Origin of the sequence: Compostibacter hankyongensis, from assembly GCF_039541075.1 — a bacterium.
Taxonomy (GTDB): Bacteria; Bacteroidota; Bacteroidia; order Chitinophagales; family Chitinophagaceae; genus Compostibacter; species Compostibacter hankyongensis.
The window spans coordinates 121,785-144,607 of sequence record NZ_BAABFN010000002.1 but is presented as its reverse complement, the minus strand read 5'-3'; the positions used below and the strand labels follow the sequence as shown (position 1 = coordinate 144,607).

General features: G+C 55.6%; 11 protein-coding genes. 3 read left to right on the top strand and 8 right to left on the bottom strand.

Going from position 1 to position 22,823, the window contains the following annotated elements:
- Positions 1-41 precede the first annotated feature (41 nt).
- Positions 42-2,507: a PIG-L family deacetylase gene (locus ABD851_RS05475; RefSeq protein WP_344976686.1), complete on the bottom strand. Its 2,466-nt coding sequence runs from the start codon at positions 2,505-2,507 to the stop codon at positions 42-44.
- A gap of 267 nt (positions 2,508-2,774) precedes the next feature.
- Here ABD851_RS05475 and ABD851_RS05470 point away from each other — a divergent pair, with 267 nt between their 5' ends.
- The 3 genes from ABD851_RS05470 (at position 2,775) to ABD851_RS05460 (ending at position 8,555) form a co-directional block, all read left to right on the top strand.
- Complete coding sequence (locus ABD851_RS05470) at positions 2,775-5,525, top strand: DUF1553 domain-containing protein (protein ID WP_344976682.1); 2,751 nt, start codon at positions 2,775-2,777, stop codon at positions 5,523-5,525.
- A 3-nt stretch (positions 5,526-5,528) separates the two neighbouring features.
- A complete protein-coding gene (locus tag ABD851_RS05465; protein ID WP_344976679.1) occupies positions 5,529-7,022 on the top strand; it encodes a DUF1501 domain-containing protein in 1,494 nt (497 codons plus the stop codon).
- A gap of 99 nt (positions 7,023-7,121) precedes the next feature.
- The gene (locus ABD851_RS05460) at positions 7,122-8,555 is read left to right on the top strand and encodes a c-type cytochrome domain-containing protein (RefSeq protein ID WP_344976676.1); all 1,434 of its coding nucleotides are present in this window, start codon (positions 7,122-7,124) and stop codon (positions 8,553-8,555) included.
- Positions 8,556-8,644: 89 nt separating this feature from the next.
- Here ABD851_RS05460 and ABD851_RS05455 read toward each other — a convergent pair whose 3' ends face one another.
- From ABD851_RS05455 to ABD851_RS05425, 7 genes are all read right to left on the bottom strand, one after another.
- A complete protein-coding gene (locus ABD851_RS05455; protein ID WP_344976672.1) occupies positions 8,645-10,780 on the bottom strand; it encodes a sulfatase-like hydrolase/transferase in 2,136 nt (711 codons plus the stop codon).
- A 112-nt stretch (positions 10,781-10,892) separates the two neighbouring features.
- Positions 10,893-12,545, bottom strand: coding sequence for a RagB/SusD family nutrient uptake outer membrane protein (locus tag ABD851_RS05450; RefSeq protein WP_344976667.1), 1,653 nt, complete (start codon positions 12,543-12,545; stop codon positions 10,893-10,895).
- 13 nt (positions 12,546-12,558) lie between these two features.
- The gene (locus tag ABD851_RS05445) at positions 12,559-15,456 is read right to left on the bottom strand and encodes a SusC/RagA family TonB-linked outer membrane protein (RefSeq protein WP_344976664.1); all 2,898 of its coding nucleotides are present in this window, start codon (positions 15,454-15,456) and stop codon (positions 12,559-12,561) included.
- A gap of 29 nt (positions 15,457-15,485) precedes the next feature.
- Complete coding sequence (locus tag ABD851_RS05440) at positions 15,486-17,243, bottom strand: RagB/SusD family nutrient uptake outer membrane protein (protein ID WP_344976661.1); 1,758 nt, start codon at positions 17,241-17,243, stop codon at positions 15,486-15,488.
- Positions 17,244-17,262: 19 nt separating this feature from the next.
- Positions 17,263-20,694 (bottom strand): TonB-dependent receptor, encoded by a 3,432-nt coding sequence (locus ABD851_RS05435; RefSeq protein ID WP_344976658.1) that lies wholly within the window; start codon positions 20,692-20,694, stop codon positions 17,263-17,265.
- 272 nt (positions 20,695-20,966) lie between these two features.
- Positions 20,967-22,025, bottom strand: a complete 1,059-nt coding sequence (locus ABD851_RS05430; RefSeq protein WP_344976655.1) for a FecR family protein — start codon at positions 22,023-22,025, stop codon at positions 20,967-20,969.
- Between the two features lie 124 nt (positions 22,026-22,149).
- Positions 22,150-22,728: an RNA polymerase sigma-70 factor gene (locus tag ABD851_RS05425; protein WP_344976652.1), complete on the bottom strand. Its 579-nt coding sequence runs from the start codon at positions 22,726-22,728 to the stop codon at positions 22,150-22,152.
- Positions 22,729-22,823 lie beyond the last annotated feature (95 nt).

Here is a 22,823-nt window from a genome sequence, read left to right as displayed (position 1 = left end):
TAAACACTGTATTGATGCGCTGCAGGAGGCAGCTTGTCTTTTTATTTTTCCTGGCTGAGCAAGTTGGCAAACAGCCGGAATGCGCCGGGTATGCCCGCCGGCAGCTCACGGAAGAAATCCAGGCTGGTATAGACATATTTTCCTTTGCCGTAACCGGTGACCAGCAGGGAACCATCCAGCGGGTCTTCGCCGGGATCATGCATGGAAAGCGGTTTCTGGTAATGACTGTCTGCATCTCCCGCAAAGTAAAGCCCGCGCTCCTGTATCCAGTCGTTAAAATCGGCCGGGCCGATCCTGTTGGGCGTGTTCAGCACGGCGGCGTCCGGCTTGAGAAAGGCGACCGGGGCGGTTTCGTCGGTAACCCGGTCCCGCGAAAGACTGAGCGGATAAGGGCCGAGCTGATCGGTAACCAGCCGGCTGTTGGTATTGTACTGCACAACCAGCGTGCCGCCGTTCTTTACATATTCCAGGAGGCGGCTTTGCGTATTCCGCAATACTTCCCGGGTATTGTAGGCACGCACGCCGGTAACGATGGCATCAAAGGACTGCAGATCGCCGCTGCTCAGCTGCGCGTCGGTAAGCAGCGTCACCCGGTACCCCACCTGCCGCAGGGCGTCCGGCACCTTGTCGCCCGCCCCCATGATATAGCCGATGTTGCGACCGGAAATCCGGAGCGGCATGCTTACCACCGCCGCCGTCGCCGGGGGAAACAGGGTGATCGCCGGGATATGATCATAACGGATCTCATGGATGCCGCGGGTATATTCCTTTCCGCCGGCAGACAGGGCTATGGACAAGGTTTCATGCCTGTTCTCCCGGACTGCCGCGGCCGGCCGGATCATAAAATGCACCCACTGCTCCTCTCCCGCTTTCAGCGTAAAGGGGATTTCATTACGCAGCGCTTCAAATCCTTCGGGCACCGTTATCTGCACCTTCCCCGACGTACCGGCAAATCCCCGCAGCCGGACATATACCGCCTGGCTGGCCGTATCGGTAAAAACGTATACCCCGTTCCGTATGTCCGCTGTTACGGGCGGCGTCACGGACAACGGCTGCCGCACCTCTCCCCGTACCGGATCGGTATACCGGTACATCACCGGCTGCTCAACGGTAAAGGGCACGCCCTGCAGCGTAATGTTCCACGCCACCTTTGCGGGCGCAGGATTCCAGGGTTTTCCTACGAGCTGCTGCGCGCCGATATGATAATAGCCGGGGTCATGTTTTTCCTGCAGCCAGTAAGGCTGCGACACCGGAGTATTTTCGGGCAGTGTAAGCTGTTCCGTTACGGTCTTTTCTTCATGGGCTGTCAGCTTATGGCCCTCTTTGTGTACATTGCCGTTAAAGGCCACAGACTGCAGCGTCACGGGGATATCGCTTTGTGACATGATGCGCGACTGTATCTGCAGGGTGCCGCCGGGGGTAACATAAGGACCTTCGGCATCGGCCTCCGTCCATACCCCGGCGCAGTTCAGGATAACGGCCTGCAGCGCTTTTTGCTTTTCCGCTTTCCAGTACCCCTCCGGTAACGCCTGCACGGCCTTGTAGACAGCCAGCAGACCGGATACCGACCGGGCCGGATCATCCACGTCAAAATGCGCCAGCACATCCTTCAGCAGGCGATCTACCTGCTCCCCGCCCTTCAGCCGGCTCCAGCCGATGTCGACCCCGTCCATGAGCGACTTCCGCGGCGGATCTCCGGCGATGGTCTTGAAATATTCCCATCGGTGACCGCGCGAAGGCGATGAGCCCATCCCCTGGCTTTTGTGCATCGAGCGGCTTTCCGCGGCAATTTCCCCGTAGCTCTTACCCAGCAGGGCATTGAAGCCGCCGGCATCGATATGGAACTGGCCGGCGGCCGTCGTATTGTTTCCCCCGAAGTTGAAGGTATTCCAGAGCACACGCCTGGCCTTCCAGGGCTGCACATAGGCCAGCTGTTCGGGAAATTTCGAAGGATCGGCGGCGGCGGTAAAAGCTTCATGCGCCAGGATGGCCGAAGCCCAATGGTGACCGTGACCGGCACGGCTGTCTTCGGGAAAGCGGCAGATGATGATGTCGGGACGGAAGCGCCGGATCACCCACACCACATCCGCCAGGATACGGTCGTGCCCCCATATCTTCAGGGCCTCCGCCGCATTTTTCGAAAAGCCGAAATCATTGGCTCTTGTAAAGAATTGCAATGCGCCGTCATTCTCGCGGGCAGCCAGCAGCTCTTCCGTACGGATGGCGCCCATCTCCTCGCCCTGCTCGTCGCCGATCAGGTTTTGTCCGCCGTCGCCCCGCGTAAGCGAAAGATAGGCGGTGCGGTATTTTTTTTCATTCACCAGCCAGGCCAGCAGCTGGTTGTTCTCATCGTCCGGGTGCGCCCCTACGTAAAGGACGCTGCCCAGCACATCCAGCGTCTCGAGCTGCTGCTTTATCCTGGCCGCATTCCGCTCCGGCAGCGGCTGCGCCCGGAGGGCGGTTGCAAAAAGGATCAGAAAAGCCAGGGTAAGAAAGTGACGTTGCATGTTTGTGAGAACTAATTCGCTCAAAAATAACAAATTAAGCTTTGCATCCTGCACCGTCCGTCACAAAATAACCCCGCCTCCCGTCGACATCCGCACCCGGAAAAAGCATACCCCGCGGGAAAACCCTTAGAAACATGCGGAAAATTTCGTACTTTGCTGACGGTATGCTTCCCCGCACCCGGCCTGCCCGTCCGGATGCACCGGGATTGCATACGGCTGTTTATAGAATCGCAGAAACCATTGCGCTCATCCGTCATTCTAAAAGCGATGCGTCATAAAAGGAAGCTGATCATTACCGCTGCCGCTGTTTTGTGTACCGTGATAGTCATCGGGGTTACCCATAAATCTGAAAAGGTAGATTTCAGTACCGAGGTAAAGCCCATCCTGAACCAACGTTGCATCATCTGCCACGGCGGAGTGAAGCAGAGCGGCGGCTTCAGCGTACTGTTCCGGGAAGAGGCGCTGGGGAAGACCAAGTCGGGCAAGCCCGCCATCATCCCCGGGGACCCTGAGCACAGCGAGTTCATGCGCCGCCTCACCACCCATAACGTGAAAGAGCGCATGCCCTATAAAAATCCTCCCCTGTCCAAGAAGGAGATTTCCATCCTCAGGCGCTGGATAAAGCAGGGCGCCAAATGGGGGAAACACTGGGCCTATGAGCTCCCGGAAACGGTAGCGGTGCCCGGCAGTCAGGGCAAGCAGGCCGGCTTCGGCGGATCCGGCAGCAGCGACTGGGGAGAGAATGAAATAGATGCTTTCGTATTGAACAAGCTGAAGACGGAAGACATGAAGCCTTCGCCCGAGGCCGACAAGTATACCCTGCTTCGCCGCGTATCGCTGGATATTACCGGCGTGCTGCCGGATCAGGCTACAATTAACCGGTACCTCAACGACAAAAGCGACAAAGCCTATGAACGGCTTGTAGATACCTTGCTGGCCTCCCCGCAGTACGGAGAGCGCTGGGCCGCTCTTTGGCTGGACCTCGCCCGCTATTCGGACACCAAGGGATATGAAAAAGACCTGGGACGCAACGTATGGCGGTACCGCGACTGGGTGATCAGGGCATTTAATGCCGATATGCCGTTCGACCAGTTTACCATCAAACAGCTGGCCGGCGACCTGCTGCCCAATGCTACGGACGACGACATGATCGCCACGGCTTTTCACCGCAACACGATGAACAACGACGAGGGCGGAACAGACGACGAAGAATTCCGCACCGCCGCGGTGATCGACCGGGTGAACACCACCTGGGAAGTATGGCAGGGCACGACCTTTGCCTGCGTGCAGTGCCACAGTCACCCCTACGATCCGTTTAAGCATGAGGACTTTTATAAGTTCATGGCTTTTTTCAACAATACCCGCGACGAAGATACGCCCGCCGATTACCCCAACCTCCGGTTGTATGATTCCCTGGATAGAGAGAAGGTGAGGGATATCGTCAGCTGGGTAAAACAATACGGCGAAAAAGAAGAGGATAAAAAAATGCATCTCTTCCTGAAAACCGTTGAGCCCAAGATAAACGCCCATGTGTGCGACGACTACATAAACGGAGCCCTGGTGGATACCAAATACCTGGGTATCCGATCCGACGGAAGCTGCCGCATGAAGCAGGTCCAGCTCGACGGTAAAACGCACCTTCTCATGCGCTACTGGACAGGCAGAAGCGGCGGGTCCATGGAGATACATGCCGACAGCCTGAGCGGGCCGCTGATCCTGCGGACGTCGCTCCAGCCTACAAACGGAGCGCAGATCACCAGCATACCGCTGACCCCTGTTTCCGGTACCCACGATATCTATTTCAGATTTAAAAATGCCGGCATCAACCCCGAAGAATCCGTTTGTAGTGTGGAATGGTTCGCCTTCCGTAAAGATCTTCCCGGGAAAGGACAGCCGGGGTATGCGGAAAAAGAACAGGAAGTGCTGGATCTGCTGAACAGCAGTCCCGACCGCATCCCTGTTATGGTGGATAATCCTGCAGACCAAACCCGTCCTACCTATGTCTTTGAACGCGGCAACTGGATGGTGCACGGCGCCCGCGTTTCACCCGATGTTCCCAAATCGCTGAACCCCTTTCCTGCAGGCGCCCCGCGCAACCGCCTGGGCCTCGCCCGCTGGCTGACGGATCAGAAGAACCCGTTAACGGCGCGTGTAACGGTGAACCGTTACTGGGAGCAGCTGTTTGGAAACGGCATTGTGGAAACGGTGGAAGATTTCGGCTCGCAGGGCTTTGCCCCTACGCATCCCCAGCTGCTCGACTGGCTGGCGCTGAAATTCATGAAGGATTACAAATGGAGCATGAAAAAGCTGCTGAAAGAAATGGTGATGTCCGCTACCTACCGCCAGGATTCAAAGGTAACCCCGGAAATGCTGGAAAAAGACCCCGCCAATCATTTCTTTGCAAGGGGTCCCCGCTTCCGGCTCACGGCCGAAGAGATCCGCGATGAAAGCCTGCGTGCGGCCGGCTTGCTCAGCCATAAGATGTACGGCCCCAGCGTAATGCCCTACCAGCCGGAAGGCATATGGCAGTCCGTATACAGTGGTGCAAGATGGATCAAAAGCAAAGGAGAAGACCAGTATCGCCGCGGGGTATATACCTATATGAAGCGCACCAGCCCCTATCCTTCCATGATCACGCTGGATGCCTCCAGCAGGGAAGTCTGCCTGGCCAGGCGCATCCGGACCAATACCCCGCTGCAGGCCCTCACCACCCTGAACGATCCGGTATTTATGGAAGCGGCCGGACACCTGGCGCAATGGATGGAAAAACAGGGGCGCAAGGATGCCGCCGCCTGTATCCGGGAGGGATATAAAAGAGTGATGGTAAAAGATATCAGCAGCGGGAAGCTGGCGGTCCTGCAGGACCTTTACCGGCAAACCTTGAAGGAATACCGGCAGAAGCCTGCGGAAGCGGCGAAGCTGACCGGGGAGAGCGGCGAAGATGCCCCTCATCGCGCCGCCCTGACCGTGGTGGCCAACGCCCTCCTCAACCTCGACGAATTCATGACTAAATCTTAAATGATGGCGGATAAAATCATCAACGAAGCCAACGAACATTATCTCCGGTATGTGACCCGCCGGCATTTTTTGCAGAACTGCGCAACCGGCCTGGGCGCTATGGCGCTGGGATCGGTATTCGGCGGATGCAACTGGCTCAGCAGCGGAAGCAGCAGTGCTTCCGTAGCGGATGCGCTGAATCCGCTGGCGCCCAAACCGCCTCATTTTCCGGGCCGGGCCCGCAGCGTCATCTACCTGCATATGGCCGGAGCGCCTTCGCAGCTGGAGCTTTTCGATTATAAACCGGAGCTGGCCAAGCTGAATAACCAGCTTTGCCCGCAGTCATTGCTGGAGGGGAAAAAATTTGCATTTATCCGCGGCGTGCCCAAGATGCTGGGCCCGCAGGCTGTCTTTAAGCAACACGGCGAAAGCGGGGCCTGGATATCCAACTACCTCCCCCACCTGGCCACGGTGGCGGACGAGGTAAGCTTCCTGAAAGCGGTGCATACCGACCAGTTCAACCACGGGCCCGCTCAGCTTTTTGTTCATACCGGCAACGCCCGGCTCGGTCGTCCGAGCATCGGCTCCTGGGTCACCTACGGCCTGGGATCGGAAAACAGCGACCTGCCCGGCTTTGTGGTGCTGACCTCGGGCGGCAAAACGCCGGATGCCGGCAAAAGCGTCTGGGGAAGCGGTTTCCTGCCTTCCGTATACCAGGGGGTACAATGCCGTTCCAAAGGCGACCCGGTGCTTTACCTGAGCGACCCGGACGGCATGAGCCGCGATATCCGCAAGATGAGCATCGATGCGATCAACAAGGTCAACCACGAAGAGCATGCTACCTTCGGAGATCCCGAAACCATCGCCCGCATCTCGCAGTACGAAATGGCTTTCAAAATGCAGATATCCGTTCCCGAGGTCATGGATATCAGCGACGAGCCCGAGTATATCCATAAGCTGTATGGCACCGAGCCCGGCCGCGAGTCTTTTGCCAACAATTGTCTCCTGGCCCGCAAGCTGGTGGAAAAAGGCGTAAGGTTTGTACAGCTTTTTGACTGGGGCTGGGATTCGCACGGCACCAACAAAAACTCCGCTATCAACCTGGGCCTGCGCAACAAGTGCCGGGAAATAGACAGGGCGCAGACCGCTCTGCTGGTAGACCTCAAACAACGGGGCCTGCTGGATGAGGTACTGGTGGTATGGGGTGGTGAGTTCGGACGCACGCCCATGCAGGAAAACCGCGACGGAAAAGAGATGCCCTTCCTGGGTCGCGATCATCATGTGGATGCATTTACCATGTGGATGGCCGGCGGCGGCATAAAAGGAGGAGTGAGTTACGGAGAAACCGACGAAATAGGATTTAATGCCGTAAAAGGCAAGGTCGGCGTACACGACGTGCAGGCCACCATTCTGCATATGCTGGGATTAAACCACGAGAAGCTCACCTACCAGTTCCAGGGAAGACCTTTCCGGCTTACGGACGTGGAGGGAAAAGTGATCCAGCCCCTGCTCGCCTGAAAAAAGCCTGATTAAAGTATACCGCATTTGCCGGATAAAAATTTTATCTTGTAACGGATAACCGGAGCGTATACCAAGGCTTTAACAACAATGGATTTTTTGCAGGTTTCCCAAATCGGATGGAACGAAATGATCGGACGTTGGCATCCGCTGCTCGTGCATCTGCCCATCGGCATTTTACTGATTGCCATTATTCTCGAATTCCTGGGAAGGTACAGCCGCTTCCCAGGCCTCAAGGCAGGAGTGCCCGTCGTGCTTTTTATCGGCATGCTCAGCGCTGTGGCCAGCTGCGTCGCAGGCTATTGCCTCTCTTTATCCGGGGGATACGATGAAGCGCTGCTCAGCAGGCACAAGTGGCTGGGTATAGGCGCTGCCGTTATATCCGCGGCCGTTTACCTTCTCTACCGGAAGAAAAACCACCTGCGCTTCAAACGCCTCAATGTGCTGGATACCTCCCTCTGGGTGCTGATGCTGTTCCTGCTGACAGCAGCCGGACATTACGGAGGCTCGCTCACCCACGGATCGGAATACCTGGCAGAGACGTTTCCTTCCTTTCTTCAGAAATGGATCTACGGTCGGGACCTCTCTTCCCGCAGCGCCCGTATCGACAACATACAGGAAGCTTTTGCCTATCGCGATGTAGTGCAGCCCATACTGACCACCAAATGTTACTCCTGTCACAGCGCCGGGAAAGAAAAAGGCGCGCTGCGGCTGGACAGCATAAAATTTATCCGCGAGGGCGGGGAAAACGGGAAAGTGCTCCTCCCCGGCCACCCGGAACAAAGCGAGCTCTTCAAGCGCATTATGCTGGCAGAAGACGATGATGAGCACATGCCGCCAAAAGGCCGCCCCCAGCTTTCCATCCATCAGGCCCTGCTGCTCCGGTGGTGGATCGAACAGGGCTGTCCGTTCGACAAAAAGGTGGGTGAGCTTTCCCAGCCTGCCGACATAAAGCCCCTGCTGGAAGCCCTGCAATCCAAAGGGAACGGGGAATCAAACATCTTTGTCCCGGAAACCACGGTCCCGGAGGCCGATACAAAAGCTATTGCCGCACTGGAAAAAACGGGGATACAGGTGCTGGCGCTTTCGGACAACAGTCCTTATCTGAAAGTCGACGCCATCAATGCCCGTACATTCGATGACGGCCATACCGCCCTGCTGCTGCCGTTGAAAAAGCAGCTGGCCTGGCTGAAGCTTGGCAATACGCAGATAACAGACAAGGGCCTGAAGAACCTTTCCGGGCTATCTTCCCTTACAAGATTAGAGCTGGAAAATACCGCCGTATCAGACAGCGGCCTGACCTACCTTCTCCCGCTGAAGCTCCTCAAATACCTGAACCTTACCGGCACGCGGGTCAGCGACAAAGGCCTGGAGCAGCTTGTCCGCATGAAGCAGCTGACCGAGCTGTATCTGTACCGCACCCGGGTCAGCGCGGAAGGTGTACGGCTGCTACAGCAAAAGCTGCCCAAGCTGTATATCGACACGGGAAATTATCAGCTGCCGGCATTGCCTACGGATACGATAGTTTTTTAACCCAGGCGACTGATCTTCCTTCCGGTTGATTAAGCGCCGGCCTGGAAACCCCGGTTTTAAAAATCCTTCAGGGAATGTTAATCAGATAGCTACCGCTTCCGGAAAAAGACGCCGGCGGGTATCCGTTGCCGTTGTATACCCGGTCCGCTCCATTCCGGATGCGGCAAACCGTCTCCACCCGCAACATAGTATAGCCGGAAGGGATGCAGCCCTGCTTTCAGCAGCAGGCTACCGCTGTGCGCGGCCGATGCAGGGTAATCCGCGTCGATCACTTTCGCATCATGGATACGGAGCACGGCCCTTGCCGAAGGGTCCAGAAAGAAGGTATATGCGCCATCTTCCGGTACCCGGATGTATCCTTCAAAATACAAGAGGCTACCTGCCCGGATGTTGTCCGCACCGGGATAAACGCTGCGCCCGGTGGCTGCAGGCTGAAGCCCCGCCACCTGCGGGATCCAGGAAAAATGTCCGCTATAGCTTTCCCAGCTGATGCCGGGGCGCACCTTTACGTCGACGGCGGGTATCAGGGCGCTGTCATAGGGACGGGCAGCGTCGGTATCCGGCCGTCTCGCCTGCAGGGCTGCCGCTTTCAGCTGCTGTTGTAGAGCTGCAACGGATCTGCCGCCGGCGAGCCTTCCGGTACCGGTGGCAAGATTATGTCGCTGACCGGGGTCCTTTACCACGTTATAGATCTCAAAATCGTCATCCGCGGTTTTTATATCATAGCGCACGCCCACATAATCCCCGAGCCGGATGGTCTGCATCTGGTTACGCTGCCGGCCGCGGTGTCCGGGGGCAAAGTCGGTAAAGTCCGGCGTTTTACCCTTCACATAATACTCGATGTAAATCGGGCGGGAACGCAGTGTCCCGGTGCCGGTAAGCAGGGGCAGCAGGGAACTACCGTCCATGGCGGCAGGCGCGGGCGTACCGGCCATAGCCGTAAAGGTCGGAGCCAGGTCATAGGCGATACAGGGAGTGCTTACCACCTTCCCCGCCGGGATATGTCCCGGCCAGCTGACGATGGCGGGCATCCGTATCCCGCCTTCCCAGTTGTCCCGCTTGATACCGTCGAAGGGGCCAAAGCTGCCGAAAAATACCGGAAGATGCTTTTCCTCCCACTTTTCTTTTTTCAGGTAGGTCTCCACGGAGGGCCCGTTATCGGAGGTATAAACGATAACGGTATTGGAATCGATCTTCAGGTCGCGGAGCAGCTGCATGATATCTCCTACCCCGTCGTCTATACGCCGGTTGGCGGTAGCATAGCGCTTGTAAGTATCCGGCCAGGACACCTCGGGCGTGGCCGCATTATCATCATTGTCGTAAGTAGCGCCGGCATAATCCGGGTATATCCAGGAATCGGGCTGTCCGCCGGCAGTATTGATCATGCGCCCCGGCGTACCTGTCCACTGCAGGCCGCCGTGGAGCCCCCCTCCTTTCGGATAGGCCTGGGTAGGCAGCTCGTCAACGGCATGGGGTGTGTCATAAGCCAGGTAAAGAAAAAAGGGCTTATCCGCATCTTTCTTTTCGTGATCTGTGATGTATTTCTTGGCAGCGGCCGTCCATAAGTCGGCGGTATAGCATTTGTCCAGCCCCGACACGACGTTGGTATAATTCTCCCATACTTCTTTCGGTCCGTCGTATAGTCCTTCTTTGGGATAATGTTCGTGCCCGTCGCTGTGCCGCATATAGCCGTAAAAGAAATCGAAGCCCCGCTTCAGGGGATGGGCCGGCCAGTTTTTACCTTCGGGTCCGTCAAAGCGCTTATCGCCCTGCAGACCCCATTTCCCGACGATGGCCGTGCTGTAGCCCAGCTGCCGGAGCGTGGAGGCCATGTTATAGTTGTTTTCCAGGGCCTTGTCAAACTGGTTATCCCGGACGTTGGCATGACCCTGGCTTTCCCCCAGCATCAGCGAAGCACGTGAAGGCGCGCAGACGGGAGCGGCGCTGTAATACTGCGTCAGGACCGCCCCTCCGGCAGCCAGCCTGTCCAGCTGCGGAGAATATTCCCAGGGCTTACCCCGGTCGGCGGCTTTGGCCCGCTGGTTCTGGAAGAAAACGCCCAGATCGCCGTAGCCCTGGTCATCGACCAGGATAAAGATGATATTGGGCTTTGCGCTCCGGCTTTGTTGCGCCGAAACACGGCCTGCAGATATAGCGGCGAGCACAAACAGTGTTATGCCGGCATATAGACGGTAACGGCATCCCCTGCCAGGTTTGATATTCATCTTTCTTGCTTTTGCAGTGACGTACTTTTTCACCCCACACCTTCCCCCGCTGACCTTTTACCTTTTACCTTTCGCCTTTTACCTTTCGCCTCCCCCTCAGGGGGACTGTGGGTTATTCCCATCCGGGGTTCTGGGTAACAGCCGGGTTTCCGGCTATCTCTTCGTAAGGGATGGGATAAAGATACATTTTTGGTGCAGTAAAGAGGATATCAGATATACCAACGGTCTGGTAAGTAAAAGACCCGTCCGCATTTTTTTCGATCTTCATCCCGTGGAGCGTGCCATCAGCGACATCCCCGGCGATCTTCCAGCGCCGGATATCCCAGAAGCGCTGCTCTTCAAAAGCCATCTCAATGCGACGCTCCAGACGAACGGCCTTCCGCATCTCCTCTTGTGTCATTCCGGCTTTCAGACCATACATCTCATCTGCTCCGGGATCTATGCCGGCCCGTTTGCGTATTGCCTTCAGCTGTTCATACGCTGCATCCTGGTCTCCCAGCTCGTTGGCAGCTTCGGCATAGTTGAGCAGTATTCCGGCATAGCGGAAGATGGGAAAGTTATGATCCTGGTTCCCGTATGCGGTGCTGCCGGAATAATCGGCCAGGAACTTCCGCATGTAATATCCCGTGCGGGTCTGCCGCTGGATGAGGTTGGGCTTATCCAGTCCTCCTTCAAATGTCTCTACCGGACGGCTTAGCCAGGCTGCGCCGTTGTAGAATACCGTGGCGCCCAGTCGCGGATCCCTGCTGGCATAAGGGTTTGCAGGGTCGTAACCTGACGCAGCATCGTCCACCGGCAGCCCGTTCCGCATGGGGAATGCATCCACCAGCTCCTGAGTCGGGCTGACATAGCCGTTGCTCTGGTTGGGCTCCGCATAGCCTACCGGAGCATTATTACGTTCCACGTCGGTGGTCTGAGCCCGCTGATAAGCCAGGATCACCTCCTTGTTCTTGCGTTTGACGAATAGCGATACGTAATTGCTTTCCAGGCTGAATACATGGAGGTCCATTACCGCCTTTGCCGCGTCTGCCGCCTGCTGCCATTTGCCGGGATCATTATCCGGATTATTCAGGGGACTGGCGGCATAGAGCAGCACCCTCGATTTCAGGGCAAGCGCGGCCCCCCGGGTGATACGGCCCAGGTCCAGATCTTGAACCGGATCCTCACGAAGGGAATCGCTGATATGATCCAGCTCATCCACGATATACTGCACACATTCGCCGTAGCTGCTCCTGGGCAGGCTCACTTCATCTTCCTGCGAGAAAAGCTGGTCGCCCAGCAAGGGCACGCCGCCGTACCGCTTGATCAGCTCAAAATAATTCATGGCCCTGATAAAGCGGGCTTCTCCCTTCCAGTACTGCTTTATCTGGGCCGTCACCGGCACATTGTCGATATGAGCCAGGAACTGGTTCACATCACGTATAGCAGCATAACCATCGTACCAGTATCCGTCGGGGTTAGTGCTTACGGCATTTATCCTGGACTTGGAAAGCAATTCAATAGTGCTGTAATTATCCGAGGACACGGCGTCATCGGTGGCCGCATCCAGCACGACATGATCGATCCTGTTGTATCCGTTGGGGAGATAGGTATACAGGTGATTCAGCACCTGTTTGGCATAATCCCCGTTTCTGTCCATCTTATCATATACATAGTTTTTTGTCAGGAACTCCACGGGCTCCGGCTCATATTTTTTGCAGGCGCCCAGCAGCAGGAACAAGGCCAGCGCGGTGGCGCCGCTGTATATATTGTGCTTCGAATACATGATAAGCAGGTTTTTAAAATTTAACGGTGATGCCTCCGTTCACGATCCGCTGCAGGGGATAGCTGCCGGGCAACGTTTCGGGATCGGACTGTTTGAAGGGTGAGATCGTGAGCAGATTCAGCCCGTTGAGAAAGATACGCAGGCGGCTTACCTTGATCTTTCCCAGGCGGATATCATCAAAGGAATAGGCCAGCTCCGCATTTTTCAACCTGACGTAGCTGCCCGTGCGTACCCAGAAGCTGGAAACGATGTCATTGTTCACATTGGTGCCCACGGAAACCCTGGGATAAGCTGCGGTGGAAGCCGTAGCCGGCGTCCAGCGATCCAGGTTATGCTGCCAGGCCTGTCCCTTGCCGTCGTTCTGGAATGCCCATTCTCCGGGGCCGGTCAGTACAATATCGCGATGGGCTGCTCCCTGGATCAGCAGGCTCAAGCTGAAATGTTTCCAGGAAAATCCCAGGTCGGCTCCGTAGAAAAGCAGCGGTTTCTCATTACCAATGGCCTGCTGGTCATACTGGTTGATGATTCCATCGCCATTCAGATCCCTGTACCTGAGGTCGCCCGGTACGCCGCGGTATCCTTCTACTACAGGGCCTTCCTCTGCCTGGGTAACAAATCCATCGGCCACATAACCATAAATCCCGTTTACAGCGCGACCGGTCCGCTCCATCCAGGAGTAGGGATAAGCCGGCTCGTCGTTGAACAGCACCTTGCTGTCGCTCAGGGAGAAGTTACCCGAGATATAATACTGAAAATCGTTTATCTTATCGCTCCAGCCCGCAGACAGCTCCAGTCCCGAATAAAGATCCTTTCCCAGGTTACGGACAATGCTGTTGCCATACCCCAGCGCGGCGGAGCTTTTACCGCGGGATATAACGAGATCAGTCAGCCGGTTCCGGTAATAGTCCACGCTGAAGGCGCCCCTGTTTTCAGCAAAGCGCATGTCCATCCCAACATCCAGCTTCTCCCCTTTTTCCCAGGTAGTGATGTCCCTGGGCTGGTTTTCCGTAATACCGCTCTGTGATGCTGCGGAAGCACCGAAGTAATATCCTCCCGCTCCGACATAATGATCGATATAATCATAATATCCTGCCACGGCATTTCCCGTAAGGCCATAAGTAGCCCTTAGCTTCAGGGTGTTGATGAATCCGTCTTTATTGAAAAAATTTTCCTTGTCGATGTTCCAGCCTATGCCTGCTGCGGGGAAAAACCCGAAGCGGTTCCCCTTTGGATAATAGTTGTTGCCTCCGTAAGAGGCCGACACCTGAACGATGTATTTGTCGCGGATACTGTACTGTACGTTCCCGGCCAATGTTTCAAAGCTTTCCGGAAGCTGGGAGGCGGTCGTGTTGATGGTATTGTGATCCAGGCTGTACAGCAGCATAGCATCCAGGGTATTGCCGTTCCGGCTGTGCGTATATCCGGTGGCGGCTTCCGCATATATCTGATGCTCCCGCCTGGTGACGGTGGAGGTGTTGTTTTGTTCAGCCTTGGTTCCGAAACGCTGGTAAGTGGTGTCGCCCGTTGCGGGATCAATATGCATCTGGAAAGTCTCGAAGGCCTTGCTCCTGTCTATGTTTTGGTATAACGTCAGCACATAAGACAAGGTACCTTTTACCCACCAGCCCTTGAGGACGTCGTCCATATTCCTTTTCAGCACAAGGTCTGCATAACCGTCGCTGAATACGTCCTGGGTATAACCGGACATAATGCTTTGCCCGTACAGGTTATTGCTGTAATTGATATTCCCTCCGAGCGAACCGTCGGGGTTCTGTATGGGATAGGCGTTGGCGGGCGTCGCCAGCAGGGCATCGAAGATGCTCTGTGTGCCGGCGCCGGGAGCATTCTGGTCGCGGATACGCCCAAAGACATTCAGCGACATCGAAAGCCGCCGGGACAGGTTCACGTCTACATTGCTCCGGAAGATATACCGCTGGTATCCGCTGTTGGTGCTGTAGGTATTGATATCGGATTCCCTGAACAGGCCTTTCTGGTTCAGATAGTCCAGGGACACAAAATACCGCATAGCCTTGTTGGCGCCTTCGGCATTAAGGGTGTAACGGCTGAAAGGGGTTTGTTCTTTCAAGATCTTATCATACCAGTTGATATCCGGATGCCCCAGCGGGTCGGTATGGTTTTTATAGGCATCCAGGTCGGCCTGTGTATAAACGGGCGGCCTTCCGTCATTGACCAATGCTTCGTTGTAAAGATTGGCATAGGAATAGGCCGAAAGCGGTTCGGGAAATTTAACCGGAGTGGAAATACCGGTCTGTGCGGTAAAGTCAAGATGGAGTCCCCGCTGCTGTTCTCCTTTCCGGGTGGTGATCAGGATGGCCCCGTTCATGCTTCGCATGCCCAGCATGGCCGTGGAAAGCGCATCTTTCAGCACGGTCACCGAGGCGATCTCCTCGGGGTTTATGGACCAGGGCGGAAGTGTCCGGGGAATACCATCTACCAGTACCAGGGGGCTTCTTCCCCGGAGAGTACCGGAGGCGCCGTCGTTACCCGGCTCTCCGGAAGATTGCTGCAGATAAAGTCCGGCTATCCTTCCCGTAAGGCCGGTACTGATAAATGTCGCCGGGGCGGAGCCCAGGCTTTCCCCTTTGAGGAAACCGATCGCTTCTACGGTTTTACTTTCGGCATCCTGCCGGTATAAAGCCGGGTAAACCGGCGCGTAATTAGGAAGCCGGTAGGCGCCTGCAGCAGGCAGCGTATCGGTATTGTAGGAGACCGTATCGCGATGCGCGACCTGTGCAGCAGCAGGTTGCATGAGGGCCGATAAAGCCGCCGCACACAGCAGCTGCCGCATAATGCAGCTATTGGGAAGAAGCCGTTTTTTTCCGGCATCCTTGCTGCCGGATCGCCCGGTCAGGTATAAGAAACCATTGTATATATCGTATGTATTTTTCATTCCTGCATATTTTGTTGTGGATTGTGGATCTACCATCCCGGGTTCTGGAGCAGCGCGGGGTTCACCGATACCTCGTCAAGCGGAATCGGGAAGTAGTAGATCAGGTTGCCAAAATACCGGTGGCGGGTCTCGATCCTTTTATAGCTGAAGGAACCATCGTCGTTTTTGGTGACCTGCATGCCGTGCATCATCTGCCCGTCCAGCCAGTCGCCGGCTTTCCACCGCTTCAGGTCCCAGAAACGCTGCATTTCAAAGGCCAGCTCTATAAAGCGTTCGTTGCGGATCAGCTCGCGGGCCTCATCCTTCGAAGGGGCGGCGGGCAGCCCGTAGCGGTTGTCTCCGCCCGGATCGATACCGGCGCGTTTGCGCAGCGCAATGAGCTGCTGCAGGGCCAGGTCCGTATTTCCGGTCTCGTTTGCGGCCTCCGCGAGATTGAGGAGGACTTCCGCATAGCGGAACAGGATCGGCGCGCAGCGATCGGTCCTGGCCGTGCCGTTGGCGGTCACCTGATCGTCCATCATCTTGCGGACATAATAGCCCGTATTGGTAGCCGTATTTGACGTTACCGGCTGCAAGCCGTCCTGGGGAGCTCCTTTATAGGTCCATACCGGTTCCATCTGGTTACTGGTCTTGTTCATCAATGACGCCCCGTTGTATACAACGGTATAATAAAAGCGGGGATCGCGGTTGTCGTAGGGATTATCCTGGTCGTAACCGGATGCGTTGTCACCGATGGCCCGGCCGTTTTTCATCGGAAAGGCATCCACCAGCTCCTGGGTCGGATAACGGCGGTAGTCCCCTCCCCGGCTCTTGGGCTGTTCGTGCTGCTCAATGTCCTTATTCGGTCCCTGCATCCTGGCCAGGATGATCTCGTCGCTTACCCGCTGCAGGAACATATGGTAGAATCCGTAGCCGGGCTTTGTATCATTATCCGTTTCGAGGTGATAGGCGCCAAGGCTTACCACATCCTGCGCCGCCTTTAAGGCCTTCTGCCAGCGGGAAGCATCATAGGTAGGATAGCCGGTCAGCGGTTTCAGGTTTCCGTCTTCGGCAGGACTGCCGCCGTTATACAGGGGACTGGCGGCAAAGAGCAGCAACCTCGACTTAAGCGCCAGGCAGGCGCCCCGGGTAATGCGACCGTAGTCCAGCCCGCTGTACCGTACCGGCAGCTGCGGGGCTATGTCATCCAGCTCGGATACCACATAGTTGACGCAATCCTCCCAGGAGCTCCGGACCTGTACGTTCAGCGAAGCCAGACCGTAGACGGTATCCCCCACGATAGGCACCCCTCCAAAGCCTTCCATCAGCAGAAAATAATGATACGCCCTCAGGAAGCGTGCCTCCGCCTTGGTACGTTCTTTCAGCACACCCGACAGGGGCGAGCGATCCACATTCTGCAGAAAGATGTTGCACTGACGGATACGCGTATAGAAATGGGTCCAGTCGGACTGGATATAGTTGTAAAATTCGGTGCCGAAGGTTCCTTCAAATACCTGGTTGGGAATATTATGCCCGCCGGGCCAGCGGGTTTCCGCTTCATCGGTCATCTCGTCCCAGGGACCGTTGGAGCTGTTGGGAGTGTTGGTATTGTACCAGAAATACAACCCTTCGTAGATATCGGCCAGGTTATCCATGGTATAGGCGCTGTCGGAAAACACGATATCCTCGTTGAGCGAAGCACCTACCTTCTGGTCCAGGAAGCTGCCGGTCTTTCTGCAGCCTTCCTGTATGACGAACAGCAGGATAAAGGCAGGGAATATGAAATATCTTATCAGGCTCGGTTTCATGATCAAATGATTTTGTGCGCTAAAAAGTAAGATCCAGTCCGAAATTCACGATCCGTTCCGTAGGATATACGAAATGATCCGATCCTTCTTTTACCTCAGGATCGAACTGGTATTTCTTTAGCATCTTGGACCAGGTAAACAGGTCGTATCCGTTGACGAATACCTGGGCGCTCTGCAGCCCTACCTTTTTTACCAGCGAGGCGGGGAACTGATAGGCCAGCTGCGCGGAGCGAAAGCGGAGGTAATCCCCGGACACGCTCCAGAAGGTGGAGGGATTGCCGTTGGGATTCATATAAGTCCCTACAAAATTGTTGGTAAGCGCCGGAAAAGTAGCCGTAGCAGCCGTTTCGGGCGTCCATCTGCCGAGGTGGATGGGCTGCGGTACCGCCTTGTCTATGGGAACAGCCAGATCGAAACCGGTGTATACATCGAAATGCAGGGCGGCCTGCAGCAGCACGCTGAGACTGAAGCCGTGGTAGCTGACACCGAGCGTGAGCCCGATATTGGTGTTCGGAAGATTGGGATTGCCCACGTAAGCCATATCATAGACATTCACGATGCCGTCGCCGTTCAGGTCCTTGTACTTGAGCCATCCGGGTTTTATGGCATCAGCCGAACCGGTAGGCATGGCGCTGGTATCGATATCCTTCTGATCCTGGTAGAAGGTACCAGTCCAGACATATTGCAAAGCGGTACCGATCGGCCGGCCTGTGCCTTTCTGCCAGGGATATCGCGCGGGAGGCTCGTCCTGATAGAGTATCTTGTTCTTGGCATAGGAAAAGTTTCCGCTTACATCAATGCCGACCTTGCCGATCCGGTCGCGGTAGGAGATATCTACCTCATAGCCTTTGTTGGCGACCTTGCCGATATTGACAAATGGAAGATTGGCTTGCGTTACCCCGAAATACATGGGAACCGTATTGCGCTTGGTCAGGATATCATAGCGGTAATTGTCGAAGTAGTCGAAGCTGCCGCTGAGCTTCCCCTCAAACAGGGAAAAGTCCAGTCCGATATCCGCCTTTCTTTCGGTCTCCCAGGTCACATCGTAGTTGCCCTGCGCACTTTCCTCTATACCGCTGATGTTGTTATGGGTTTCTCCGAACGAATAAGCGCCGGCCCGGACATAGGAATCCTCGTAGAGATATACGTCGCCGGCCAGGCCGATATCGTCGTTCCCCACCCAGCCGTAGGAACCCCTGATCTTGAAGCCGTCCACGAAAGGCAGTATCTTTTTAAAGAAAGGTTCCCGTGCGAGGTTGTAACCCAACGAGACCGCGGGGAACAGGTTATACCGGTTCTGGGTGACAAAGCGGCTGGATCCGTTGTAGGCTCCGCTGAGCTGCAGCAGGTACCGGTCGCGGAAGTTATAACCCATGCGGAAGGTATAGCCCCTGAAGTTCACCGGGGGATTGGACATGATCAGATCGCTGGTCTGGTTGAACAGTAACAAACCGCTCACATTGTGCGGTCCGAAGGAGCGCTGGTAGTTCACCGCACCCTGCACATTGATCCGCCGGCGGGGAAAGCCATCCCGCGACTTCGTATAACCCAGGCTGTAGGGGAAAATACGGGCTATGTCCGGGTCCTTCGGCGTATAGGAATCGTCTGCGGGATTATAGTAGTAAGAAGGAAAATTCTGCCCGCGGGTGAGGCTGCGGGTGGCCTTGTTCTCCACAGAATAAGAAGCCACACCCTTCAGGGATAATCCCGGCGTAAGATCGTCCAATGTCTGGGTGCCGGAAAGATGCACGTTCAGGAAATCGTCCATGTACCGCCGGTAGCCCCCGAGGGCAATATGACCGGCAATGTTGTTATAATCCCTCGGCTCTCCCCAGGTGGAATTCCCCCATCCGAAGCTGCCGTCCGGGTTATAGATCGGATAGATATAGGGGTTCAGGTATTCCATCTCATAGATATGCTGCATGGCGCCGGCGTTGGCTTCGGGCTCGTTCTCCTCCTCATAGGTGCCGGCGATGTCCAGCTGGAAGCTGAGCGTATTCGTAGCTTTTATATCCAGGTTGGAACGGAACTTATACCGTTTCATGTAATAGTTATTGTTGACATCGGCCGCCGATTTTCCGCCTTCCGGATCGTTACCCTTGTAGGGCAGCTGACGCAGGAAACCGTCCTGCCACATATGCCCGAGCGTAATAAAATAACGCACTCTTTCACCCCCGCCGGAGATATCAAGATTGTTATTGGTGATGAGCGCGTTTTTCTTGAACAGCACATCGTTCCAGTTGATATCCGGATGCCCGTAGGGATCCTGGTGATTCCGGAACAGCTCGAGGTCCTGGTCAGTAAACTTCGGCTCCAGGCCGTCATTCATCAGCGCTTCGTTCTCCAGCAGCGCAGTCTGGTAGGCATCCAGCGTTTTGAGGCGGTGCACGGGAGTCTGCACGGACAGCTGGCTTTTGAAATGAATGGTCGGCTTGCCGATCTTGCCGCGCCGGGTGGTTACCAGGATAACCCCGTTCGCGCCCTTGATGCCGTAGATGGCAGTGGCGGCGGCGTCCTTTAAAATAGAAACGCTTTCCACCTCGTTGGCATCGATCAGGAACAGCTGGTTCAGCGTATACTCCACATCGTCCACGAGCACGAGGGGCTCCTTGCTGGCAGAAGTAAAGGTGGCGATGCCCCGGATGTAGATACCCGCCGCGCTGCCGGCGCCTGGCTGACCGCTGCGCTGTTGGGTAAACAGACCCGGCAGCTTTCCGCTGAGGGCGTTCTGCAGCGCAGTAGCCGGCGTGGCCCTGATATCGTCCCCACTGACCTGGCTGACCGCGCTGGTCACCTCGCCTTTCCGCTGCGTGCCGTACCCGACCACGATAACCTCGTTGAGACCGGATTTCGCCGGTTTGAGACGAATGCGTATCTGCTTCCTCCCGTTTACCGGTATTTCGAGCGGCGCATAGCCGATATAGGATACTTCGAGTATGGCATCATCGGGCACTACCAGCCTGAATTCGCCGCGCTCGTCCGTGACGATACCCAGCTGCTGTCCTTTTATCTTCACCGTTACCCCCGGCAGCGGATTGCCTTCGGTATCGGTGATGAGACCGCTGACTTCGTGCTGATCATCCAGTCTGTCCTGCGGGGAGATCACGACCATATTATCTCCCACGATCTTGTAAGAAAGCTGCTGGTGAAGCATCGTCTGCATGATCTCGGGAAGGGTGGCATCCCTGACGTTCAGGGATACCTTGCCCAGCTTCTGGATATCCTCTTTCAGATAAAAGAACCGGTAGCTGCTTTGCTTCTGCATACGGGTAAACACCTTTCCGGCGTCCACCTTTTCGAACTGGAGCGTAAATCTCTCCTGCGAGTAGCTGTGGGCCGAAATTTGCAGGAAAGGAATCAGTAATAGCGGGATACTGATCTTCATGAAAAGAAAAAGCTTGGGAATAAGGGCACGGCCACGGAGGGGCTGTCCAAATTCACTTTTTTTCATAAATTTGGCTTGAAAGGTTAAAAGAGGGGTAAGCACCTGTTTGCGACAACAAGCTTACTCCGGCAGACATTAGCCTGGTGAGGGAAGAGGTGACACTCTTCCCTTCGTATTATGACAGCGGTTATGTAAATACTGGCATGTTCGGCGGTTTTAGAAGATTTAAAAATGACTTTAGACACGGCTCAATACGCCGCCCGTCAGACAGTCCGGCGCAAATGTAAGATCAATTTATTTCCCTACAAAACCCATAGACTAAATATTATAATTCAATTTTACCTTTTGATATACACATCCCCATTATCTATGGTATAGCGGAACTTCCCGATCAGCTGAAGCACATGCAGCGCCTGCCCGATACTCTCGTGCTCGAAAGCCCCGCTCATCACAAGCTGTTTCAGTCCTTCGTCCCCGAAATGGATGCGGACATCATACCAGCGTTCCATCCGCTGCGCCACTGATCCGAAAGGCTCGTCCTGGAATACCAGCTTATTGACGGTCCAGGCCGTTTCTACAATCAGGCTGCGGTCTTTCCGGTCATAGGTTACCGGCTGCAGCCGGTAATGGCGGGCCGTGCTGCTGTCCCGTCTTTTTTCCGGCTGCTGCTCCTGCTCCGTAACGGTAAACTTCTCCCGGGGCGACAGCAGGATATGCTTTTCCGGCTCATCTTCGAGGCTCACCTGTATCTTTCCTTTTACCAGCGTAGCTTCGATTTTTCCTTCATCGGCGTAGGCCCTCACGTTGAATGCGGTACCCAGCACCTTCACCCTGAGCGTCCCCGCTTTTACCAGGAAAGGCCGCTTTTCATCCTGCGCCACTTCAAAATAAGCTTCACCCTCCAGCTGCACCTCGCGGTTATTCGTTCCGAAGCCGTCCCGGAGCATCAGGCTGCTGCCGGCATTGAGCCATACCGCCGTGCCGTCGGGCAGCTGTACGAACTTGCGGGCGCCGTTTTCCACGGCAATGACATGCCCTTTGTTCCCATGAATATTCACAGGCATTCGCAGGCGAAAGACCAGCCACCCTCCTGCAAGCAGCAACGAAGCTGCGGCGGCCCAAAGCCAGACCGGCAAGCGACGACGCCGCCGGGATTCTTCCGGCACAATCCCCCCTCCGGCAATCCTGCCGCTGACCCTTTCCCAGCTTTTTTTCCTGCCGGAAATCTCTTGCTCGGCAGCCGGCTGCGGCTTCCGCCATACCTCCTCCACCAGCTCTGTGAGATAAGGCGATACCGGAGCTTCCCTGAGCATTTCTTCCAGCAGGCGCAACTCGGCAGGCGTAGCCGAACCATTCCATTTTTTACCCAGCAGCACCCATACATCCGGTTTATTCATCCGAAAGATTTATAAATGAAGGACACAAAAAAAGCCGCCATCCCTTAGTGAGACCAAAAAAATAATTATGCGGAGAGAAAACCGCCGGTAAGCGGTGGCGATGCCGGGCAGGCGATATGGAGTGTCAGCGGCTGACGACCGCAGCCCCGGTTTTCAGATCTATGCTTATCGCCGCCGCGATCTTTCGCAGGGCCGCAGCCACATGGTTTTCCACGGTACGGGGCGAAATATTCAGGATATCGGCCACCTCCCGGTAGCGCAGGCCGTCTTCCTTCGTAAGCTTGTAGATAAGGCGGCATTGCGGGGGCAGGTCATGAATCGCGCGGTTGATACGATGCAGCGTTTCCGTGGCCACCATCAGATCCTCCGGTGTCGGCACCAGGGTGGCGCAGTGCATATCGGTTTGCTCCAGACTGTCCGTACAGGAGTCCCCAGACCGGTTTATATAATTAATGGAAAGATGTCTGACAGATACGTAAAGGTAAACCTTCAGATTACTGATGGCCGGCAGCCGGGTTCGCTTTCTCCACACATTGACAAACAGGTCCTCCACAATTTCCTCGGCGGCTTCCCTGTTTTTTACAAAAGACTGGGCAAAGCGGAATAACGGTGTGTAATAATGATCGAACAGTATCCTGAACGCCTGCTGATCATCAGCGTCGGCCACCTGCAGCGCTAAGTTCCGGATATCCTGTTCGGTCATAGAAAGATGGTTTCCTGCCCACGCACCCGGCCTGTCCGGCCAAGGTGTCCGTCCAAAAGTAATAAAAAATCCAGCGCATGGAAACAATTTCGGAA